Source organism: Zoogloea sp., assembly GCF_041908905.1.
GTDB lineage: Bacteria > Pseudomonadota > Gammaproteobacteria > Burkholderiales > Rhodocyclaceae > Zoogloea.
Genome location: NZ_JAYREK010000028.1, coordinates 1 through 20,564 on the forward strand (window position 1 = coordinate 1; position 20,564 = coordinate 20,564).

Sequence of the window (20,564 nt, forward strand, 5' to 3'; positions counted from 1 at the left end):
TGCCACGCACTACCTCCCGAACTATCTGGGCTGGCGCCGGGCACTCGACACGCGCCGACTTGATACGCCCGACAAGATGCTCCTCGCCGCTATCGGAGTGTTTCCACAGGCAACGGTGACATAGCCATATAAAAAGCCCTCCGGTTTCGCCGGCCACCCGGTCACCCAGGACACCGAATACCCGCCCGGCTCCGGCAAGATCATCCGCGGCATCGACCTCGGCCTCATCGCCCAGAAGGTCGGCAAGACCCGCCGCGAGACCTGCGGCGTGTGCCACTTCTACGGCGGCGGCGGTGACGGCGTGAAGCACGGCGACCTCGACAGCTCCCTCGAGCAGCCCGACAAGGCCCTCGACGTGCACATGGACGCCGAGGGCAACAACTTCACCTGCGCCACCTGCCACAAGACCGACGGCCACCAGGTGCCGGGCAGCCGCTACGCCCCCACCGCTGCCGACAAGGGTGGCGCCCACCTGCGCGGCAAGGCCGACAGCAGCAACCCGGCCACCTGCCAGGCCTGCCACGGCCAGGCGCCCCACGCCGGCAAGCCCAAGCTCAACGACCACACCGACCGCGTCGCCTGCCAGACCTGCCACATCCCGGCCTTCGCCCGCGGCGACGTGCCCACCAAGATGTCGTGGGACTGGTCCACCGCCGGCAAGCGCGACGCTAACGGCAAGCCGCTGGTGATCACCAACGACGACGGCCACGTCACCTACAACGGCATCAAGGGCGACTTCGTGCTCGAAGAGAACGTCAAGCCCGAATACGTGTGGTTCAACGGCACCGTCAGCTACACCCTGATGGGCGACCCCATCGACGCGAGCAAGCAGCCCATCGCCATCAACAGCTTCGAGGGCAGCGCCCGCGACGGCAAGTCGCTGATCTGGCCGGTCAAGCTGTTCCGCGGCAAGCAGCCCTTCGACCCGGTCAACAAGACCCTGGTGGTCACCCATCTGGCCGGCGAGGACGACACCGCCTACTGGAAGAACATGGTCTGGGACAAGGCCGTCGCCGCCGGCATGGAGACGCTGCACAAGCCCTTCTCGGGCAAGGTCGAGTTCATCGAGACCACCGCCATGTGGCCGATCACCCACATGGTCGCGCCCAAGGAGAAGGCCCTCGGCTGCAACGAATGCCACGCCAAGGGCGGCCGCCTCGACAAGATCGAGGGCATCTACATCCCCGGGCGGGACGCCAACAAGCTGGTGGACACCATCGGCTGGCTCGCCGCCGGCGGCATCCTGGCCGGCGTGCTCATCCACGGCGCCATCCGCGCCCTGCGCCGCAAGCACTGAGAGGGAGGCTAGGCAATCATGGAACGGGTTTATCTCTTCACGCGCTTCGAGCGCCTGTGGCACTGGGCCCAGGCCGTGCTCATCATCGGCATGCTGGTCACCGGCTTCGAGATCCACGGCACCTACACGTGGCTCGGCTTTGCCCAGGCCCACAAGGTGCACACCACCATCGTGTGGGCCTTCATCGCCCTGTGGGTGTTCGCGATCTTCTGGCACCTCACCACCGGCGAGTGGCGGCAGTACATCCCCACCATGAAGAACATCGACAAGATCGTGCGCTTCTACGCGGTGGGGATCTTCAAGGGCGAGCCGCACCCCTTCAAGCCCACCCGTGCCCGCAAGCACAACCCGATGCAGGCCCAGACCTATCTGGGCGTCACCGTGGTCGTCACCCCGCTGCTGTGGCTCTCCGGCCTCGCCTACCTGTTCTACAACGAACTCGGCGCCGCCGGCTACGCCATCGAGCTGGCCACCATCGCCCTCGTGCACACCATCGGCGCCTTCATGATGCTGGCCTTCCTGATCGGCCACATCTACCTCGGCACCACCGGCCACACGCCCACGGCCCACTTCAAGGCCATCTTCACCGGCTGGGACGAAGCGCACTGAAGCACCCATAAAAAAATCTCAGGGAGCCGTCATGAACACCAGACTTGCCAGAACCCTCATCGCCGCCCTGGTGGCGGGCCTGTTCGCGCCGGTGGCAGGGGCCGAGAGCAACGCCGAGCTGCTCAAGAAGATCGAGGCCCTGTCCGCCGAACTCGCCCGCCTCAAGAGCCAGGTGGAAGCCAGCAGCGCCAATGCAGCCGCCAGCCAGAAGGCTACCGAAGAGCTCAAGCAGCGCGTCGTGCAGAGCGAGGCGCGGGCGGTGAAGACCGAAGAGCGCGCCATCGCCAGCGAAGAGCGCCTCGCCAAGGCCGAAGAGAAATCCACCGAGCGCTGGCTCACCATCGGCGGTGACTACCAGTTCCGCGTCGACCGCCTGGGCGGCCAGACCAAGCCCTTCACCGACGTCACCGCGCTCTTTGGCATCGCCGAGCAGTCGCTGATGACGGAATTCTTCCGAGACCAGGCAACCTACGGCCCGCAACTCTTCGGCATGATGAACTTCGCCCAGCGCATGGCCGGGGTGCGGACCTACAACGAAGCCCTGGCTTTCCGTGCTGACAACGCCGCAATGGTGACTGCGTTGCGGAACAGCTACGGCCGTGCCGCCCAGGTGCCCGCCTACAAGCCCGAGAACCAGGCCCTCTACACCAACCGCTTCGGCCTCGATCTCCACGCCAAGGCCACGCAAGACGTGAGCGTGTCAGCCCGCCTCGTGATGTACAAGACCTTCGGCGCCGGTGACGACGATGCCGTCACCAACGGCGGCAGCGCCCCGTATTTTGCCGACCGGGTGGGGGTGTTCGACGGCACCCTCGGGCATGTCCCCTCCAGCAGCTACCTCAACGTCGACCGCGCCTTTGCCACCTGGAGCAACATCGCCGACCAGGACATCTGGTTCTCGGTGGGCCGCCGCCCGTCCACCCACGGCGCCCCCAGCAACCTGCGCCTCAACACCCCGCGCCCCGGCAACGGCGGCACCCCGTCGCTGCTGGTCGACTACGCCTTCGACGGCATGACCGTCGGCTGGGCCCCCGACATCGACGGCCTGCCCGGCGCCTACGCCAAGCTCTGCTACGGCCGCGGCTTCGAGAGCGGCTTCCGCTCAACGCCGGGCAACTCGCTGCAGGATACCGACATGCTCGGCGTCGCCGTCATCCCCATCGACACCGACCCGCTGCGCGTGTGGCTGCAGTGGAACCGGGGCATGAACATCTTCGATGCCCCCAAGATGCGTGACACCTACTTCGGCAACACCATGCCCAAGGCCAACCTGGGCGACATCGACTGGTACGGAGCGGGTGCCATGGGCACCCTCAAGCGCGTGGGCAGCGGCGACCTCAACTACTTCGCCGACCTCGGCATGAGCGTCACCCACCCCAACAACAACGTGTCGTCCCAGTTTGGCTTCCAGGGCCTGCTCACCGGCGGTTTCTTCAACCCCGAAGCCCCCCGCGACAAGACCGGCACCGCCATCGCCCTCGGCCTGCGCTACGACCTGCCCAGCAAGACCAAGCTCGGCGTCGAATACAACCACGGCTCCAAGAACTGGATCACCTTCGCTCCCGCCGCCACCGACATGTGGACCTCCAAGGTCGGCACCCGCGGCAACGTGTATGAGCTCTACCTGATCCAGGAACTCAACAGCAAGCCCGTCTCGTCCCACCTCGCCAAGGCCTTTGTGCGCCTTGGCCTGCAGTACTACGATTTCCAATACACCGGCAGCAACAACTGGGTTGGCGCCCCGGTCAAGATGTCCAGCGTGAACGCCGGCACCATGATGGCCACCACGCCCCTCGACCACGCCTACAACGCCTACGCCACCTTTGAAGTCAAGTTCTGACCCCACCCCTCACCACAAGGAAGACCCCACCATGCGCAACAAGCTCACCCGCCTCCTGCTCTCGGTTGCCCTCGCCAGCTCCGCCATGGCCATCGCCCCCACGGCCTCCGCCGACGACGTGAAGATGGTCGGCGTGATCACCAAGATCCAGATGGCCGCCGACGGCAAATCCGCCACCGCCACCCTCAAGGACAACAAGAGCGGCAATAGCGTCACCCTCAGCATCACCGACGACCTGACCCTCGACAAGTTCAAGGACAAGCGGATTGTTGAAGGCGACGAGATCCGCGCCAAATACGACGACGCCAACAAGAACCTCAGCAAGTCGTTCAAGAAGACCGCTGGCTGCTGACCCCCGCCGCCCAGCGCGGCACGCAATACCTGGGGCGGCTCCGCAAAGGGGCCGCCCTTTGTATTTGAGCGGGCGGGGCGCAAATTCTTCCACCCGCGCCCGCCGGGGGCGATCTCAACTCCTCACCGACCCGGCAGGCGGGGCGTCAGCCGAGGCGGACATCCCGCGATGGGACAGGCGCGAACTGCCTGGGCGCTGGTGGGGCGCGTACACGCTCCGGTGATCGGCGCATCTGCTTGGTTGAAGCGCGCACATCCTTCGGGAATGGCGAAACATGCCTTGGTGACGGGCGCACATCCTTCCGTGATCCGCACCCAGGCCTTTGTGAAGCGTGCACATCGTTCGTGCACGGGCCCCCGAGCTGTTGTGAGCCGTCACCATTCGATGTGCACGCGGGCCCATGCCTTTGTAACGGCCGACAACACGATGTGCACGGCGGCACATTTGATTGTGATAGTTTTCATTCGAATACGCAGGCTTGCCAATAAGGGGAGAAGCTATCGCAATCGTATTGCCGCGCGGCGCAACACGGTTGCGATAGTTTCCATTCGAATGTGCAGGCCTGCAGATAATGGAGGAAGCTATCGCAATCGTGTTGTCACCCGTCACAACACGATTGTTATAGTTTGCATTCAAATGTGCAGCCTTGCAGGCAAGGAAAAAACTATCGCCGATGGCTATGCAGGTGTGCAGGCAGAGCCTCTACCCCAGCACCTTGTCCGACGACAGGGCCAACAACCCGGCCCTCAGCCGCGACGCCGCCGACACGGTCTATCAGAAGCGCCCCGCCATTGAGCATAGAGCGCGCCGCCGCCTCAGCCGGCTGCGGCTCCAGCGCGGATCAAGTCACCGTGCTGGGGTTGAAAAAGTCGGAGAAGGTGGAGTGAGGAGGAGACCTTGTCGTGGTCGTAATGGGCAGCGCAGGTGAGAGTACAGCAGCCAGGAGGTCGCTCTTTGTTAGTCAAGCGGCGTGGTGGGCTGATGATTGGCGGGCGGGGGGGGGGGGAGGGGGTCATGTTGTTGGGCTAGAATGACGGCTGTCGGCCAGAAGCGGACGGTCACGCCACACGCCGAAAGCGGCCATTCATAGGGCGCCGCAGGGAACAATGAGTGAAGCAGAATTGCGCCGGATGGGGTGCGCTTTAACTTAATACCTGATCTTGCCGTTCTGTGCAGAGCGAGACTTTTGTCGATTCTGTTAATGCTGCTCATGCATCCAATGTGATTGCGTAGAGCCAGCATCTGCTGTTCAGCGTTTTAGAAATTAGCCACCACTGAATTCCGATTTTGGTTCTTGTATGCAAAAACAATCCTTGAAAAAACGCCCTGCGCAAAAGCGTTTAACAAATTCCGAAAAGAAAGAGCGTGCAGATTTCGCCGAGAGAGAAGAACGTACTCGAGAGATGCTGAAAGACCAGATAGGTCGTTCCATCGCACTTCGCTCGAAGGAACGTGAATTCCACGGACTTGATCGTGAGTTCCTGTTTTACCAAGAAGACATGCTTCGCCTGTACGACAGGGCGAAAGATTCAAAGCATCCACGAGATATCGGATTGGCTCGTGAGCAGATCGTCCGACGATTTCTGGTCGACACGGGATTGTTGCCGGCGCGCTATGCTGCATCGGACAGGAGTGTTCGCGTCGCATCAACTACGGGGCACGTCAGTGGAGAACTGGACATTCTGTTCTACGACCCATTAGACTCGGTCTCGTTGATGAGTCGTGAAAATGCCTTTCAGGTTCTTCCGGTCGAAAGCACTTACGGCACCATACAGGTCAAATCGAAAGCAACCCGACAGGACATCCGTGATGGATTGGAGAACATCGCCAGCTACAAAAGGCTTCGTCGAATTTCAACGGGGGGCTGGACTGTATTTTCAGGAAGACCCAAGAGCCAACAAGGCTTTGGAATACTGTTCGCATTCGATACCGACCTAGACTGGATTGATTTGGTCAATGAGGTCAAGGCTTTCGCTCAGAACAAACCCAAGCATCTATGGTGCAACGCTGTTTTCGTGCTGACCAAGGGCTTCGTGCTGCACGGAGCTAAACATTGCCCCGCCTTCCTGAATGACGACATTAGTGCAATCACCGAGCTTCAAATGCATGGACACCCGGACCGAACGGGTCTCTGCTTCTACGACCTGTATTCCGTATTGCTTGATCTGTTGAAGAGCACGGATGTCCAGCCCCCACCGGTAGAGAGCTATTTTCAACTCCCGTTTGTCGCAGGAGAGCACTCTTACAAGTATTCGATGGGGCAGTTCGCCGAATTCGGAACATGCGAGACCCACGGTGATTTTCCAAGAAAGCTGACCGAAGACAAATTGGTTGAGGTCATAGAGTGGTGCAAGTCGGCAGAACCGATAAATTGGATCAGAGCCATGGATATCGCATATGGAAAACCGGGTGATAACACTGAGACATATGAAGGGCAGCCTGGGGATGTTCGGATATACAATCCAGATGCCCTACCTTTTTCCGACATCCTTGTGATGGACCGTCCGTTTATGCGCGATGGAGAACAGGTCATCACCAAAGCACTTTCCTTCGACTCGATCGAAACCGCAGGCATGACCATCTGGATACCACGCGTCTATGAAGTCACTCGTGGCATCATAAATTCCTGCCCGAAATGTGAGCAGAAGAAGCAGAAAGCCCCTATCCCTGCTGGTGCTGCATGAATTTGAACCGGGTGACCTGACTTCTGTTCGCAGATCCGGTTACCTATGCATGTCGGTAACGTTATCGACATGCATAAAAAGAGCAAGGATATGCTTGAGCGGACACCTCGTACGGCGGGGGCGTCGAGACATGCCTGACGCGCAGGATGCAATGCCAACCGCAACGGATTTTTCCCGCGTACGCGACCGCGTGCGTTGTTCCGGGTGGTAGCAGTTGGCATTGCGCGCTACGCTTGAGCGCCCGCTCTTCAATTCCCCGACCGTCCAGATTGGGTCGCTACCCGCCACACCCCGCAAGCCGATCACACTGACTGACCCCCCGTCCCTTGATACCATTCCCCATCTCCGCTTCCTGTCCCTTCAAGGGGCGCTCATGAACGATCCGACCCACGCCGCCCTGCTTCAGGCCTGCATTGAAACCGCCCTCGCGCCCGATGGGCTGGTGGTTGCCACCTTGCTTGCCGCCTGGCCGCACACCCTGGCGGTGTATGCCTTCGGTAGCCGTGTGCAGGGCACGGCTCGGGCGGAGAGTGATCTGGATCTGGCTGTGCTGGTGGCCGGTTACACCGACGCGGTGGCCCGCTGGGACGTGGCGCAGCAACTGGCGGCGGCGCTGGGCTGCGAGGTGGACCTGCTGGACATGCGGGCAGCGAGCACGGTGATGCAGTATCAGGTGCTGATCACCGGCCGCTGCCTGTGGGCGAAGCAGCCCGAGGCGGCGCTGTTCGAGTGTTTCGTGCTCAACGAGAAGCTGGATTTCGACGCCGCGCGGGCGCCGCTGCTGGCCGATATCGCCGAGAGGGGAAGTGTCTATGCCCGATGATGTGCTGCTCAACAAGGCGGCCACGATTGAACGTTGCGTGGCGCGGGCGAGGGAGGAGTTTGCAGCGGCCGGCGCCCACTTTGCCACCGACTTCACCCGCCAGGATGCGGCTGTCCTCAATGTGCAGCGGGCCTGCGAGGCCGCGCTGGACATGGGGCAATACCTGATCCGGAGGGAGCGCCTGGGGGTTCCGCAGAGTTCCCGCGATGTGTTTGGCCTGCTTGCGGCGGCCGGCTGGATAGAGACCCCGTTGGCGGACAGGCTGCAGAAGATGGTGGGCTTCCGCAACATCGCGGTGCACGATTACCAGGCGCTGTTGATCCCGATCGTCACGGAGGTCATCACCCGGCACCTGGACGACTTTCTGGCCTACAGCCGGGCCGTCCTGCTGCGGAGTGGGCGGCAGGCGGGGTGATGCGTGGGCTCGGCTCGACTGCGCTGCGCGTGTTGTGTCGATTGATGGCCCCTCTGGGTCAGATGGGTTGCCACCTCGACAGAATCCTGAATTCGGGAGCGGCGCCCGGCGGGTCATTGCTGGCGCCGCGGTCAGCCCCCCAGCTTGCAGCGCAAGGCCCGCAGCAGGCGGCGTTCGTCGCCGCGCACCAGCGCGACGCCCTGGCCCGCGAAGGAGTAGCCCCATAGCCTTTGCCATAGGCTCGGTGTCGCGTCGGGCAGCCACAGCAAGGCTCCGTCGGTTGCAAGCGTTTCGCGTTGCCGCACGCACTGTTCGATGGCCAGGCGTTCGCGTCGCCGGTCGGCGCGGCGATCGCCCCAATGCTGGAAGCTCTTGATCTCGACCGTGACCCGGCGATCCCGACCCGTCACCAGCAGATCCACATCGCCCAGGCCGGGCACCCGGCGATTGCACTCCACCATCAGGCCCTCCCCGAGCAGTATGCGTTGGGCGAGTGCGGAGGCTCTCTGTTCGACGGTTTTGCCATGATGACGCGCGGCCGCGTGGCGCCGGTTGATGCGTGCCCAGCGCGTCAGCACCCAGGCCAGGAGCCCCAGCAGGGCGCTGATCCAGAGGCTGCGCCAGCCCAGTCGCAGGGGCAGGGCGATTGCCGTGAGGCCGGACAGCCCGGCCAGCATGTTCTGTTGCAGCGCCTTGCGCTTCTGGGCCCGCCAGGGGGTGAAGGGGTCGGGTTTCATCGAGGGAGTATTGGGGCGATGCTGCCGGCGGGGCGAATAAGCGGCCGCTACCGGAAAGGTGGGTGGGTGCGCCATCAAGCACAAGGCGGCCTCGCGGCCGCCTGCTTTGCATGAGGCGTTGAATTTGTTTATTGCTGGCCGGAGCGGTCGTTGATCTGCTTGAAGTGGTCGATGTCGGGCATCCGCATCGACAGGGGTCAGGCTTTGCCGTCCCTCCCGCACACCCGGTTGCGTCCGCTGTCCTTGGCCTTGTAGAGGGCCTTGTCGGCGCGTTGAAGGAGGGCGTCGATATTGTCTTCCGGCGAGTCCATGCTCGACACCCCGATCGACACGCTGAAGCTTACCGGCGGGGCGCCGGGGAGGGGGATGCGGGCGTTGGCGATGGTTGCGCGGAGGCGTTCGGCGGCTTCGAGGGCGGCGGGCTGGTCGGTTTCGGGGAGGAGGGCGGCAAACTCTTCGCCGCCCAGGCGACCCACGATGTCCACGTCGCGAAAGGTGGCCTGGCTGAGGTCGGCGACGGCCTTGAGCACGGTGTCGCCCACCTTGTGGCCGTGGCGGTCGTTGATCTGCTTGAAGTGGTCGATGTCGAGCATGAGCATCGACAGGGGCTTGGCGTAGCGGTGGGCGCGGCTGAGCTCCTGCTCGGCGCGTTCCATGAAGTGGCGGCGGTTGTAGATGCCGGTGAGGTAGTCCACGTGAGCCTGGCGCCGCAGCTCTTCTTCCAGCAGCTTGCGTTCGGTGATGTCGGTGTGGGTGCCGCACATGCGGGTGGCCTTGCCGTGCCCGTCGCGCTGCATCACCTTGGCCTGGTCGAGGATCCAGCGGATGCTGCCGTCCTTGTGGAGCATGCGGTATTCGAGCTTGTGGGCGGCGCTGCGCCCTTCGACGACGTCGAAGATCGAGGCCCAGGCGCGCTCGCGGTCGTGGGGGTGGACGAAGTCGGCCCATTGCTGGGCGGTGTGCTGGAGTTCTTCGAAGGTGTAGCCGAGCATGTGGCCCCATTGGGGGTTGCGCTCGACCTTGCCGGTGGCGATGTCCCAGTCCCAGAAGCCGAGTTCGGAGCCTTCGAGCACGAAGCGGAGCTGGCGGGCGCGGTCTTCCAGCGCGGCTTCGGCTTTCTTGCGTTCGGTGACGACGTCGAAGAGCGCGATGAAGTGCTCCGGGTGGGGGCAATACACCGACACCGAAAACCACTCGGCCATAGACTTCACGGGCATGACGAAGGTTTCGGGCTGGCCGCCCCGGGCGACGCGGCCAAAGATCTCGAGCAGCGCGGGGTCGGTTTGCCGGAGCCCCGGCACGATCTGGCTGATGTGCTTTCCGCACACGTCGGCAAGCCCGGTCTGGCTGTGGAAGGCGGGGTTGGTGTAAAGGAACAGGAAGTCGCTGGGCTGCCCGTCGGTGTATTCCATGCGGCAGTAGGCGACGCCGTTGAGCAGGTGTTCGAGCAGGCCGTCGAGCACGGCGCGGGCTTCGGGCGGCCGGGCGTCGGGGGCGAGACTGGGGCGGCCAGGGGGAGGCTCGGCGGGGGCTGTCATCGACGATTTCGGGGGCTGTCTGTCGAAGGCCAAACGATACACGCGTCTTTCGATGACCGGCTGTCCACAGACGGCTGGCATGGCCGGCGATGGGCCGAAATGTTGCGAAATGCACAGTGCGCCCGCCGTGGCGGGCGTTGGATGGCGGCAGCCCAGTACTGCGGGAGCGTCGGCGGAGGCTGGCGCGGCGCCGCCGGCCGCCCATCACTTGGCGGACAGCAGCCTGACCAGGGTGGCGACGAACATGTCCGGATTGACGGGCTTGGTGAGGAACTCGTCCATTCCCGCGTCAAGGCAGTTCTGGCGGTCTTCGACGAAGGCGTTGGCGGTGAGGGCGACGATGGGGATGTCGGCCCAGCCGGGGAGCTGCCGGATGGCCCGCGTGGCGGAGGGGCCGTCCAGATGCGGCATGCGCATGTCCATCAGCACCAGGTCGTAGCTTCCGGCCCGGGCCAGCTCCACGGCAACCAGCCCGTCGTCCGCCAGCACGACGCTGGCGCCCTCTTCGAGGAGGAGTTCCCGGAGCACCTCCCGGTTGACGGGGTCGTCTTCCACCAGCAGGACGCGGGCGTGGTGCAGGGCGTTAGGGGCCGGCGCGTCGCTCTGCGCGTCGGTGGCTTCCGGGGCTTCGGTGGCCGGATCTTCGGCGTGGCCGAGTTTTTCCAGGGTCAGGGTCAGGAAGAGGGTGGTGCCCTTGAGCACCTCGCTGCTGACGCCGATGCTGCCGTCCATCATCTCGACGATGTGCTTGGTGATGGCGAGCCCGAGCCCGGTGCCGCCGTGCTTTCTCGTCGAGCTGCCGTCCCCCTGCTCGAAAGGATGGAACAGCCGGGGCATGACCTCGGGTGAAATGCCGATGCCGGTGTCGCTGACCTCGATGTGCAGGCGCAGGGCCCGCTCGGTCTCCGATTCGACGTGCACCTTGACGGTGACCTCGCCGCGCTCGGTGAATTTGACGGCGTTGCCCACCAGGTTGATGAAGATTTCCTTCAGCCGCAGGGGGTCGCCCACCAGGGGCGTGCGGGTCAGGCGGGGGTCGATCTGCAGCCGCAGCGCCAGGCGCTTGGCGGCGGCCTGTTCGCCCACGATGCTCTTGAAGGTGTCGACCACCTCGCTGAAGTTGAAGGGCTTGTGTTCGAGGGTGAAGCCCTTGGCCTCGATCTTGGAGAGGTCGAGGATGTCGTTGAGCAGGTTGAGCAGCTGTTTGGCGGCCACGTCGATCTTGACCAGCTTGGCCAGCAGGTCCGGGTCGTCGATCTTTTTGAGCAGCAGGTGGGTGAAGCCGAGGATGGCGTTCATCGGCGTGCGCAGTTCGTGGCTCATGTTGGCCAGGAAGGTGCTTTTGGCACGGTTGGCCGTTTCGGCGGCTTCCTTGGCGAGGGTGAGCTCGAGGGTGCGGCCTTCGACCAGCTCTTCGAGCCGGTCCCGGTGCAGCCGGAGCTCTTCGAGGCTCCGGGCCAGTTCGGCGCTCTTCTCTTCGACCAGCTCGGTGAGGTGGTCCTGGATGTTGGTGAAGCCGTCGATGGCCTGGCGCAGGGTGCGGGACAGGATGCCGACCTCGTCCATCGAGGCGTCGGGTTCCAGCGCGAAGGGGCGGCCCTCTCCCACGGCCTTGCAGGCGTCCACGAGGCGATTCAGCCGGTGCGTGAGCGATCCGGACAGCTGCCCCGTCACGCGCCAGGCCAGCAGGCTGAACGCCAGGCCGATGCCGAAATACAGGATGCTGCGCAGCAGCAGCGGCCGGATCCATGAACGGTTGATCGAGAAGGCGGCGAGCTGCATGTCGGCGTCCGGCGCGTCGCGCAGCGTGATCTCGTGCCGCATCGGAAAGTGCTTCGGGTAGCTGCCCGGGGCGTGGGCCAGGACCCGTTGCCCGCCGTACCACAGCTCGATGCCGAGGTCCGGGTCGAGCCCGGCGGCGTGCTTCCGGAACTCGGCGTCGAGCTTGAAGGCGCCCATCAGGACGCCGATCACTTCTTGGGAGTTCGGAAAGAACACCGGGTAGGCGCTGAGCAGGACGGGCTGGCCGGCCGGCACCACGAACTGGGGCTTGCCGGTGTCCAGGGTTCTTGCCGCGAGGGCCTGGATGTGGGCGGCGGGCAGGTCGTCGCCCAGGGCGCCGGCCACGGGGCGCCCCCGGTAGTCCACCAGCATGAGCGGGTAGCCGGACGCGCCCGACAGCAGGGGCTGGAGGTAGGCTTCCCGGCCGGTGGAGTCGGTCAGGGCGGTCCAGACCAGGGAGGTTCCGCTGAGTTTCCTGACGTTGGCAATGCTGTTGCCCACCTGCGAGGCCAGCTGCAGGCCGATCTGCCTGGCGAGCCGGGCGTGTGCCTCGCGTTCGTTCTGGGGGATTTCCCACGCGGACAGGAGCAGCGAGGTGGCGCCGATCACCAGCACCACCAGCATCGTGAGCGTGAACGCCGCCCACTGAAAACGTACCGTCAGTGGGAGGTTTTCATTGCGCCAGGCCAGTCTCCGGGGGAACAGACTCATCGCTATGGGGCACCCCTGGGGTGCGTCGGCTTGCCCTTCTTGAAGGGTATCAGCTGGTCGTCGTCCGTGTACCGGGTAAAGATGATATTGGCCGGGGACAGGGCTTCATGGCGCTGCGGGGTGAAGGGCACGGCGTACTTCTGGACGAGGCCCTGGTAGGGGCCGAGCTGCTCCATGGCGTCCCGGATCTTCTTGCGGTCGGTCGAGCCCGCCTTGTTGATGGCCCGGGCGATCAGGTGGGTCAGGTCGTAGGCCTGGGCGACCCCGACCGGGCTGTGCATCTGGGCGGCGTTCTCGATGCCGTACAGGCGCCGGGCGGCGGCCAGGACCCGCCGGGCGATGGGGGAGTCGTTGTTCATGAAGCTGAAGGTCTGGATCACCGTCAGTTGCACGTGCGTCAGCGCGTCTCCGGCGAGGTGCGCAAACTGGCCCCCCGTGATCCCCCAGTGGCTGACGATGGGGAGCCGCTGGGCGGCGGGGAGCCCGGCGAGTTCCCTCACCAGCATCGCCCCCTCGACCTCGTTGGTGATGAGCACGATGACCTGCGCGCCGGCGGCACGCAGGTCCTGGTACTGGCGAAGCAGGCTGGTGTCGCCCCAGTTGTACCAGCGCTCGCCGACCAGCTTGACGTTCTGGCGCAGCGCGTTTTGCTGCAGCGCGGCCTGGTTGCTGCGGCCCCAGGCGGTGTTGGGCAGCAGCACCCCGACGCTGTCCGCCCGGTAGGTGTCCTTGGCGAACGCCAGCATGGCGGGGGCGGCCCAGGCGTCCTTGAGGGAGAGGCGGAAGGTGTAGCTTGGCCGATAGGTGTGGTCGGTGATGAGGTCGGCCGAACCCCAGGGGTCGAGCAGGAGTATCCCCAGCTCGTGGGCCACCGGCAGGCACTCCACATACACGGGGCTGAACTTGCCGCCGAACACGGCGACCATGTCGGGGATCGCGGCCAGCTCGCGCAGGTTGTCCTTGCCGATCGCGGTGATGGCCCGGTTGTCCCGTTTGACCAGCTCCAGCGGCCGCCCACCCAGCACGCCGCCGGCCTGGTTGATCTCGTCGATGGCGATCTGGATCCCCTGCTCGACGGCCTGCGCCGAAGTGCTGGTCTTGTGGCCGAATTCGGCGTCCACGCCGATCTTGACCGGTAGCCCCGCCGCGTGGGCGGCCAGGGAGGCCAGCAGGCCCAGGTAGAGTAGAGTCTTCTTGAACATGAACGCGCCCTCGGGTGACGCCAGAATCTTAGCCGGCGGGCGGGTCTGTGCTATGACTGATGTCAAGCTCCGGCCCTTGATCCTGGGGTGCGGGCGTGGTGCCGGCGCGAGGAGGCGTCCGGGGGGTGTCGGGCAAGAAAAAAGCGGCCCGGAGGCCGCTTTTTGCTGTGCTGTGTTGCGGGGGCTTACTTCTTGCGGGCCGGCGGCACGTCGGTACAGCTGCCGTGCGCGACCTCGGCCGCCATGCCCACCGTCTCGCCCAGCGTGGGGTGCGGGTGGATGGTCTTGCCGATGTCGACCGCATCCGCGCCCATCTCGATGGCGAGGCAGACCTCGCCGATCATGTCGCCGGCGCTGGGGCCGACGATGGTGCCGCCGATGACCCGGTGGGTTTCGGCGTCGAAGATGAGCTTGGTGAAGCCGTAGTCGGCGCCGTTGGCGATGGCGCGGCCGCTGGCGGCCCACGGGAACTTGGCGGTGTCCACCTTCTTGCCTTCGGCCTTGGCCTGGGCCTCGGTGTAGCCGACCCACGCCACCTCGGGGTGGGTGTAGGCGACGCCGGGGATCACGGTGGCGTCGAAGGCCGCCTTGTGCCCGGCGGCGACTTCGGCGGCCACGTGGGCCTCATGCACGGCCTTGTGGGCGAGCATGGGCTGGCCGACGATGTCGCCGATGGCGAAGATGTGGGGCACGTTGGTGCGCATCTGGGCATCGACCGGGATGAAGCCGCGCTCGCCCACGACGACCCCGGCCTTGTCGGCGCCGATCTTGTTGCCGTTGGGCGCGCGGCCGGCGGACTGCAGGATCATGTCGTACTTGACCGGCTCGGTCGGCGCGCCTTCACCTTCGAAGCTCACCCAGAGGCCGTCCTCCTTCGCCTCGACGGCGACGGTCTTGGTCTTCAGCATGATCTTGTCGAAGCGGTGCAGGTTCTGCTTTTCCCACACCTTGACGGCGTCGCGGTCGGGGCCCTGCATGAGGCCGTCCATCATCTCGACCACATCGACGCGGGCGCCGAGGGTGGAGTAGACGGTGGCCATCTCGAGGCCGATGATGCCGCCGCCGATGACCAGCATCTTGCCGGGCACGAAGCGCAGCTCGAGGGCGCCGGTGGAGTCGACGATGCGCGGGTCGCGGGGGATGAAGGGCAGATGCACCGCGGCGCTGCCGGCGGCGATGATGCACTGCTTGAACTTCACCACCTTCTTCGCGCCGGTCTTGTCCTGGCTGGTGCCGGTGGTCTCCTCGACCTCGATGTGGTGCGGGTCGAGGAAGTGGCCGTAGCCGCGGATGACGTCCACCTTGCGGCCCTTGGCCATCCCGGCGAGGCCGCCGGTGAGCTTGCCGACGACCTTGTCCTTGTGGGCGCGCAGGGCGTTCACGTCCACGCTGGGCTTGGCGAAGCGGATGCCGGCGGTGCCGACGTGTTCGGCTTCATCGATGACCGCGGCCACGTGCAGCAGGGCCTTGGAGGGGATGCAGCCGACGTTGAGGCAGACGCCGCCGAGGGTGGCGTAGCGCTCGATGATGGCGGTCTTGAGACCGAGGTCGGCGGCGCGGAAGGCGGCGGAGTAGCCGCCCGGGCCGGCGCCGAGCACGACCAGGTCGTATTCGACGTCGGCGCTGCCGGCATGGGCCGCGGCGGCCGGCGCCGCCACCGGGGCGGAGGCGGGCGCCGCAGCCGGGGCCGAAGAGGCGGCAGGTGCGGCCGCCGCGCCCGCGCCGGCGGTGTCGAGCTTGAGCAGCACGGCGCCTTCGCCGACCTTGTCGCCCACCTTGACCCGCAGTTCGGCAACCACGCCGGCGGCGGGGGAGGGCACGTCCATCGTTGCCTTGTCGGACTCGAGGGTGCAGATCGGCTCTTCAGCCTTGAGGGTGTCGCCCACCTTCACGAACAGCTCGATGATGGGGACTTCGGAGAAATCGCCGATGTCGGGAACCTTCACTTCAATCATGCTCATGGCGGTCTCCTTAGAGCATGACCCGACGGAAGTCGGCCAGCAGTTGGGCGAGGTACACGTTGAAGCGGGTGGCCAGCGCGCCGTCGATCACGCGGTGGTCGGCGGTGAGCGACATGGGCAGGGTGAGGCGCGGCACGAAAGCCTTGCCGTCCCACACGGGCTTCATCACCGACTTGTTGACGCCGAGGATGGCGACTTCGGGCGCATTGACGATGGGCGCGAAGTAGGTGCCGCCGATGCCGCCGAGGCTGGAGATGGTGAAGCAGGCGCCGGACATGTCGGCCGGCCCGAGCTTGCCGTCGCGGGCCTTCTTGGCGAGGGCCCCGGTCTCGGCGGCGATCTCGAAGACGCTCTTCTTGTCGGCATCCTTGACCACCGGCACGACCAGGCCGTTGGGCGTGTCGGCGGCGAAGGCGATGTTGAAGTACTTCTTGTAGACCAGGTTGTCACCATCGAGGCTGGTGTTGAACTCGGGGAACTCCTGCAGCGCGCGCACCGAGGCCTTGATGATGAAGGCGAGCATGGTGAGCTTCTTGCCGGACTTCTCGTACTCCTTGTTCATCTGGACACGGAAGGCTTCCAGGTCGGTGATGTCGGCGTCTTCGTGATAGGTGACCGCCGGGATCATCACCCAGTTGCGGGCGAGGTTCTGGCCGGAGATCTTCTTGATGCGCGACAGCGGCTTGACCTCGATCTCGCCGAACTTGGCGAAGTCCACCTTCGGCCACGGCAGCAGATCGAGTCCACCCAACTGAGCGCCGCCCAGGCTGGCGCCGGCGGGGGCCGCGGCGACGGCCTTGCCCGGCACGACGCCGGTGCTCATGGCGCCCTTGATGAAGGCGGTGACGTCGGCCTTGGTGATGCGGTTCTTGGGGCCGCTGGCCTTGACCTGGGCGAGGTCGACGCCCAGCTCGCGGGCGAAGGCGCGTACCGAGGGGCTGGCGTGCACCAGGCCGCCGAGCTTGATGGGCGCGGGGATGGTGGTGGCCGGGGTGGGGATGGGCACCACGTTGACCGGCGGCGTGGGCGCGGGGGCGCCGTCGGCCAGGGACACGGTGGGGCCGGCGGCGGGCGCTTCGGCCTTGGCGGGGGTTGAGGCAGGCGCAGCGGCCCCGGCGCCGGTCTCGACCTTGATCAGCACCGCGCCTTCGGAGACGCGGCTGCCGAGCTGGACGAGGACTTCCCTGACCACGCCGGTGGCGGAGGAGGGCACGTCCATGGTGGCCTTGTCGGACTCCAGGGTGGCGATGGCGTCTTCCGCCTTGATGCTGTCGCCGACCTTGACGAAGAGCTCGATGACCGGCACGTCGGAGAAGTCGCCGATGTCGGGCACCTTGACCTCGACGAGGGCGCCGCCGGCCGGTGCGGCAGCCGGGGCCGCCGCTGCAGGTGCCGGCGCCGCGGCGGCGGGAGCCGGAGCCGGAGCCGGAGCCGCCGCGCCGGCACCCGCGGCTTCGAGGGTGATCAGCAGCGCGCCTTCGGAGACGCGGCTGCCGAGCTGGACGAGGACCTCCTTGACCACGCCGGCGGCGGGGGAGGGGACGTCCATGGTGGCCTTGTCGGATTCGAGGGTGGCGATGGCGTCGTCCACCTTGAGGGTGTCGCCCGGCTTGACGAACAGTTCGATGACCGGCACGTCGGAGAAATCGCCGATGTCCGGGACCTTGACTTCGATGAGTTGGCTCATTTTTGTAGTCTCCTCGGCGCTCAGACAGACATCGGGTTGGGCTTGGACGGGTCAAGGTTGTACTTGACCAGCGCGGCGGCAACCTTGTCGCGTTCGATGAGGCCGTCGTCGGCGAGGGCCTTGAGGGCGGCCAGGGTGACCCAGCGGCGGTCGACCTCGAAGAAGTGGCGCAGCTTCTCGCGAGTGTCGGAGCGGCCGAAGCCGTCGGTGCCCAGGGTGACGTAGCGGTTCTTGACGAAGGGGCGGATCTGCTCGGCGAAGAGCTTGATGTAGTCGGTGGCGGCGATCACCGGGCCGACGGCGCCGTCGAGCTTCTGCTCGACGTGGGACTTACGCGGCGCCTCGAGCGGGTGCAGCATGTTCCAGCGGGCGGCGTCCTGGCCGTCGCGGGCGAGCTCGTTGAAGCTCGGGCAACCCCAGATGTCGGCTTCCACGCCCCAGTCGTTCTTGAGCATTTCGGCGGCGGCGATGACTTCGTTGAAGATGGTGCCGGAGCCCAGCAGCTGGACGCGGAGCGCGCCTTCACCACCCTTACGGAAGGCGTACATCCCCTTGATGATGTCGGCCTCGGCACCCGCGGGCATCTCGGGGTGCTCGTAGTTCTCGTTCATCACCGTGAGGTAGTAGTACACATCCTCCTGCTCGGCGAACATGCGGCGCATGCCGTCCTGCACGATGACCGCCACTTCGTACTGGAAGGTGGGGTCGTAGCTGATGCAGTTGGGGATCATGTTGGCCATCAGCTGGCTGTGGCCGTCCTCGTGCTGCAGGCCTTCGCCGTTCAGCGTGGTGCGGCCGGCGGTGCCGCCGATCAGGAAGCCGCGGGTGCGCTGGTCGGCCGCGGCCCAGCAGAGGTCCATGGTGCGCTGCAGGCCGAACATCGAGTAGAAGATGTAGAAGGGCACCATCTGCACGCCGTGCACGCTGTAGGCGGTGCCGGCGGCGATCCAGTCGGCCATGGCGCCGGCTTCGTTGATGCCTTCCTGCAGCACCTGGCCGGTCTCGCTCTCCTTGTAGAACATGAGCTGGTCATGGTCTTCGGGCACGTACTTCTGGCCTTGCTGGTTCCAGATGCCGTACTGGCGGAACATGCCTTCCATGCCGAAGGTGCGCGACTCGTCGGGCACGATCGGGACGATGTGCTTGCCGATCTGCTTGTCCTTGAGCAGGGTGTTCATGATGCGCACGATGGCCATCGTGGTGGACAGCTCGCGCCCTTCGCCGGAGGCCTTGAGCAGCGCGGCAAAGGCGTCGCGGCCGGGCACCGGCAGGGCTTCGGCCTTGCGCCGGCGCTGGGGCAGGAAGCCGCCCAGGTCGAGGCGGCGCTGCATCATGTACTTGTATTCGGGGGAGTCTTCGGGGAAGCGCAGGTAGGGCAGCTCGGCCAGCTTGTCGTCGGGCACCGGGATGCCGAAGCGGTCGCGGAAGCGGCGGATCGAGTCGATGTCGAGCTTCTTCTGCTGGTGCGAGATGTTCATCGCCTCGCCGGACTGGCCCATGCCGAAGCCCTTGATGGTCTTGGCGAGGATCAGCGTCGGCTGGCCCTTGTGGGTGACGGCGGCGTTGTAGGCGGTGAAGATCTTGAAGATGTCGTGGCCGCCGCGGTTGAGGTTCCACACCTCGTCGTCGGTCCAGTCGGCCACCAGGGCGCGGAGCTCGGGCGTGTTGAAGAAGTGCTCGCGCACGTAGGCGCCGTTCTTGGCCTTGAAGGTCTGGTACTCGCCGTCGCAGAGTTCCATCATGCGCTTCTTCATGATGCCCTTCTTGTCGCGGGCGAAGAGCGCGTCCCAGTGGGTGCCCCAGATCAGCTTGATGACGTTCCAGCCGGCGCCGCGGAATTCGGCTTCGAGTTCCTGGATGATCTTGCCGTTGCCGCGCACCGGGCCGTCGAGGCGCTGCAGGTTGCAGTTGATCACGAAGATCAGGTTGTCGAGCTTCTCGCGGCCGGCCATGCCGATGGCGCCGAGGGATTCGACCTCGTCGGTCTCGCCGTCGCCCAGGAAGGCCCACACCTTGCGCTGCTCGGCCTTGGCGGCGTCGATGAGGCCGCGGCTGGCCAGGTATTTCATGAAGCGCGCGGAGTAGATCGCGCACAGGGGGCCGAGGCCCATCGAGACGGTGGGGAACTGCCAGAAGTCGGGCATCAGCCAGGGGTGCGGGTAGGACGAGATGCCCTGGCCGTCGGATTCCTGGCGGAAGTTGTCCATCTGCTCGTCAGTGAGGCGGCCGAGCATGTAGGCGCGGGAATACACGCCGGGCACCGAGTGGCCCTGGAAGTAGATCAGGTCGCCGCCGGTGTCGTGGTTGATGCTCTTCCAGAAGTGCGAGAAGCCCACGTCGTAGAGCGCGGCGGCCGAGGCAAACGAGGCGATGTGGCCGCCCACGTTGGTGTGCTTGTTGGCCCGCACGACCATCGCCATGGCGTTCCAGCGAATGTAGGAGTGAAGCTTGATCTCCATGTCCGGGTCGCCCGGATAGCGGGGCTGCTTCTCGGCCGGAATGGTGTTGATGTACTGGGTGTTGGCGGAGTAGGGGATGTCGATGCCCTCCTCACGCCCCGCTTCGATCAGCTTCTCGATCAGGAAGTGGGCCCGGTCGGCACCCTCCTGACTGACAACGCTGGACAGGGCGTCCAGCCACTCCTGGGTTTCCTGGGCGTCGACATCCGCCAGGACATTCTGCGTGTTCGCGGCCATGGTCTTGGTCTCCTCATGACTTGCGGTTGTGGGTGGTTACCGAGGATATCGGCAACCCGTTTGCGCTACAAACCAGTGCGAGCCGGATCACGACTCTTTTTCGTAATATAAAACCAAATCTCGCATCATGCAATAAACGCAGACGGGTTTTTTCGGGTTTCGGCGGGGGAGGGGGCGTGGCGAGAGCCCGTCCTGGGTTCGAATCTGCTCGCACGCCGGGGCGGCATGGA

At 65.2% G+C, this 20,564-nt stretch carries 13 protein-coding genes and 2 pseudogenes; 8 read left to right on the forward strand and 7 right to left on the reverse strand.

The window, feature by feature from the left end; translation table 11 throughout:
• From ACE3OU_RS13875 to ACE3OU_RS13910, 8 genes and pseudogenes are all read left to right on the forward strand, one after another.
• Positions 1 to 124: pseudogene (locus ACE3OU_RS13875) on the forward strand (IS1595 family transposase); the annotation flags it as partial.
• A 63-nt stretch (positions 125 to 187) separates the two neighbouring features.
• Positions 188 to 1,297, forward strand: a pseudogene (locus ACE3OU_RS13880) (tetrathionate reductase family octaheme c-type cytochrome); the annotation flags it as partial.
• An 18-nt stretch (positions 1,298 to 1,315) separates the two neighbouring features.
• Positions 1,316 to 1,906, forward strand: coding sequence for a cytochrome b/b6 domain-containing protein (locus ACE3OU_RS13885; protein WP_374242144.1), 591 nt, complete (start codon positions 1,316 to 1,318; stop codon positions 1,904 to 1,906).
• Positions 1,907 to 1,937: 31 nt separating this feature from the next.
• Entirely contained in the window at positions 1,938 to 3,746 is a 1,809-nt protein-coding gene (locus ACE3OU_RS13890; RefSeq protein ID WP_374242145.1) for a DUF3373 family protein, read from the forward strand.
• A 31-nt stretch (positions 3,747 to 3,777) separates the two neighbouring features.
• Positions 3,778 to 4,098, forward strand: coding sequence for a hypothetical protein (locus tag ACE3OU_RS13895; RefSeq protein ID WP_374242146.1), 321 nt, complete (start codon positions 3,778 to 3,780; stop codon positions 4,096 to 4,098).
• Positions 4,099 to 5,396: 1,298 nt separating this feature from the next.
• Positions 5,397 to 6,782, forward strand: a complete 1,386-nt coding sequence (locus tag ACE3OU_RS13900) for a DUF6602 domain-containing protein (protein WP_374242147.1) — start codon at positions 5,397 to 5,399, stop codon at positions 6,780 to 6,782.
• A 373-nt stretch (positions 6,783 to 7,155) separates the two neighbouring features.
• Positions 7,156 to 7,605: a nucleotidyltransferase domain-containing protein gene (locus ACE3OU_RS13905; protein WP_374242148.1), complete on the forward strand. Its 450-nt coding sequence runs from the start codon at positions 7,156 to 7,158 to the stop codon at positions 7,603 to 7,605.
• Positions 7,595 to 8,020, forward strand: a complete 426-nt coding sequence (locus ACE3OU_RS13910; protein WP_374242149.1) for a DUF86 domain-containing protein — start codon at positions 7,595 to 7,597, stop codon at positions 8,018 to 8,020. The genes ACE3OU_RS13905 and ACE3OU_RS13910 overlap by 11 nt, the downstream gene beginning before the upstream one ends.
• Before the next feature lie 131 nt (positions 8,021 to 8,151).
• Here the strand turns inward: ACE3OU_RS13910 and ACE3OU_RS13915 are convergent, their stop codons facing one another.
• The 7 genes from ACE3OU_RS13915 to aceE all read right to left on the reverse strand — a co-directional run bounded on the left by ACE3OU_RS13915 (position 8,152) and on the right by aceE (position 20,334).
• Positions 8,152 to 8,757: a hypothetical protein gene (locus ACE3OU_RS13915; protein ID WP_374242150.1), complete on the reverse strand. Its 606-nt coding sequence runs from the start codon at positions 8,755 to 8,757 to the stop codon at positions 8,152 to 8,154.
• Between the two features lie 197 nt (positions 8,758 to 8,954).
• Positions 8,955 to 10,295, reverse strand: coding sequence for a diguanylate cyclase (locus tag ACE3OU_RS13920; protein ID WP_374242151.1), 1,341 nt, complete (start codon positions 10,293 to 10,295; stop codon positions 8,955 to 8,957).
• Positions 10,296 to 10,499: 204 nt separating this feature from the next.
• Positions 10,500 to 12,788, reverse strand: coding sequence for an ATP-binding protein (locus ACE3OU_RS13925; RefSeq protein ID WP_374242152.1), 2,289 nt, complete (start codon positions 12,786 to 12,788; stop codon positions 10,500 to 10,502).
• 2 nt (positions 12,789 to 12,790) lie between these two features.
• The gene (locus ACE3OU_RS13930; RefSeq protein WP_374242153.1) at positions 12,791 to 13,990 is read right to left on the reverse strand and encodes an ABC transporter substrate-binding protein; all 1,200 of its coding nucleotides are present in this window, start codon (positions 13,988 to 13,990) and stop codon (positions 12,791 to 12,793) included.
• Positions 13,991 to 14,175: 185 nt separating this feature from the next.
• On the reverse strand, positions 14,176 to 15,951 hold the full coding sequence (gene lpdA, locus ACE3OU_RS13935; RefSeq protein ID WP_374242154.1) for a dihydrolipoyl dehydrogenase: 1,776 nt from the start codon (positions 15,949 to 15,951) through the stop codon (positions 14,176 to 14,178).
• Between the two features lie 10 nt (positions 15,952 to 15,961).
• Positions 15,962 to 17,638 carry a dihydrolipoyllysine-residue acetyltransferase gene (gene aceF, locus ACE3OU_RS13940; RefSeq protein ID WP_374242155.1) on the reverse strand — a complete coding sequence of 559 codons (1,677 nt, stop codon included), beginning with the start codon at positions 17,636 to 17,638 and terminating at the stop codon, positions 15,962 to 15,964.
• A gap of 20 nt (positions 17,639 to 17,658) precedes the next feature.
• The gene (gene aceE, locus ACE3OU_RS13945; protein WP_374242156.1) at positions 17,659 to 20,334 is read right to left on the reverse strand and encodes a pyruvate dehydrogenase (acetyl-transferring), homodimeric type; all 2,676 of its coding nucleotides are present in this window, start codon (positions 20,332 to 20,334) and stop codon (positions 17,659 to 17,661) included.
• Positions 20,335 to 20,564: the final 230 nt, after the last annotated feature.

Bases quoted from the DNA above. Each gene is read 5' to 3' on its own strand.
- ACE3OU_RS13900 (WP_374242147.1), top strand. From the start codon at position 5,397: ATGCAAAAACAATCCTTGAAAAAACGCCCTGCGCAAAAGCGTTTAACA.
- aceF (WP_374242155.1), bottom strand. From the start codon at position 17,638: ATGAGCCAACTCATCGAAGTCAAGGTCCCGGACATCGGCGATTTCTCC.
- ACE3OU_RS13920 (WP_374242151.1), bottom strand. From the start codon at position 10,295: ATGACAGCCCCCGCCGAGCCTCCCCCTGGCCGCCCCAGTCTCGCCCCC.
- ACE3OU_RS13910 (WP_374242149.1), top strand. From the start codon at position 7,595: ATGCCCGATGATGTGCTGCTCAACAAGGCGGCCACGATTGAACGTTGC.
- ACE3OU_RS13925 (WP_374242152.1), bottom strand. From the start codon at position 12,788: ATGAGTCTGTTCCCCCGGAGACTGGCCTGGCGCAATGAAAACCTCCCA.
- ACE3OU_RS13895 (WP_374242146.1), top strand. From the start codon at position 3,778: ATGCGCAACAAGCTCACCCGCCTCCTGCTCTCGGTTGCCCTCGCCAGC.
- ACE3OU_RS13915 (WP_374242150.1), bottom strand. From the start codon at position 8,757: ATGAAACCCGACCCCTTCACCCCCTGGCGGGCCCAGAAGCGCAAGGCG.
- ACE3OU_RS13885 (WP_374242144.1), top strand. From the start codon at position 1,316: ATGGAACGGGTTTATCTCTTCACGCGCTTCGAGCGCCTGTGGCACTGG.
- ACE3OU_RS13905 (WP_374242148.1), top strand. From the start codon at position 7,156: ATGAACGATCCGACCCACGCCGCCCTGCTTCAGGCCTGCATTGAAACC.
- aceE (WP_374242156.1), bottom strand. From the start codon at position 20,334: ATGGCCGCGAACACGCAGAATGTCCTGGCGGATGTCGACGCCCAGGAA.
- ACE3OU_RS13930 (WP_374242153.1), bottom strand. From the start codon at position 13,990: ATGTTCAAGAAGACTCTACTCTACCTGGGCCTGCTGGCCTCCCTGGCC.
- ACE3OU_RS13890 (WP_374242145.1), top strand. From the start codon at position 1,938: ATGAACACCAGACTTGCCAGAACCCTCATCGCCGCCCTGGTGGCGGGC.
- lpdA (WP_374242154.1), bottom strand. From the start codon at position 15,951: ATGAGCATGATTGAAGTGAAGGTTCCCGACATCGGCGATTTCTCCGAA.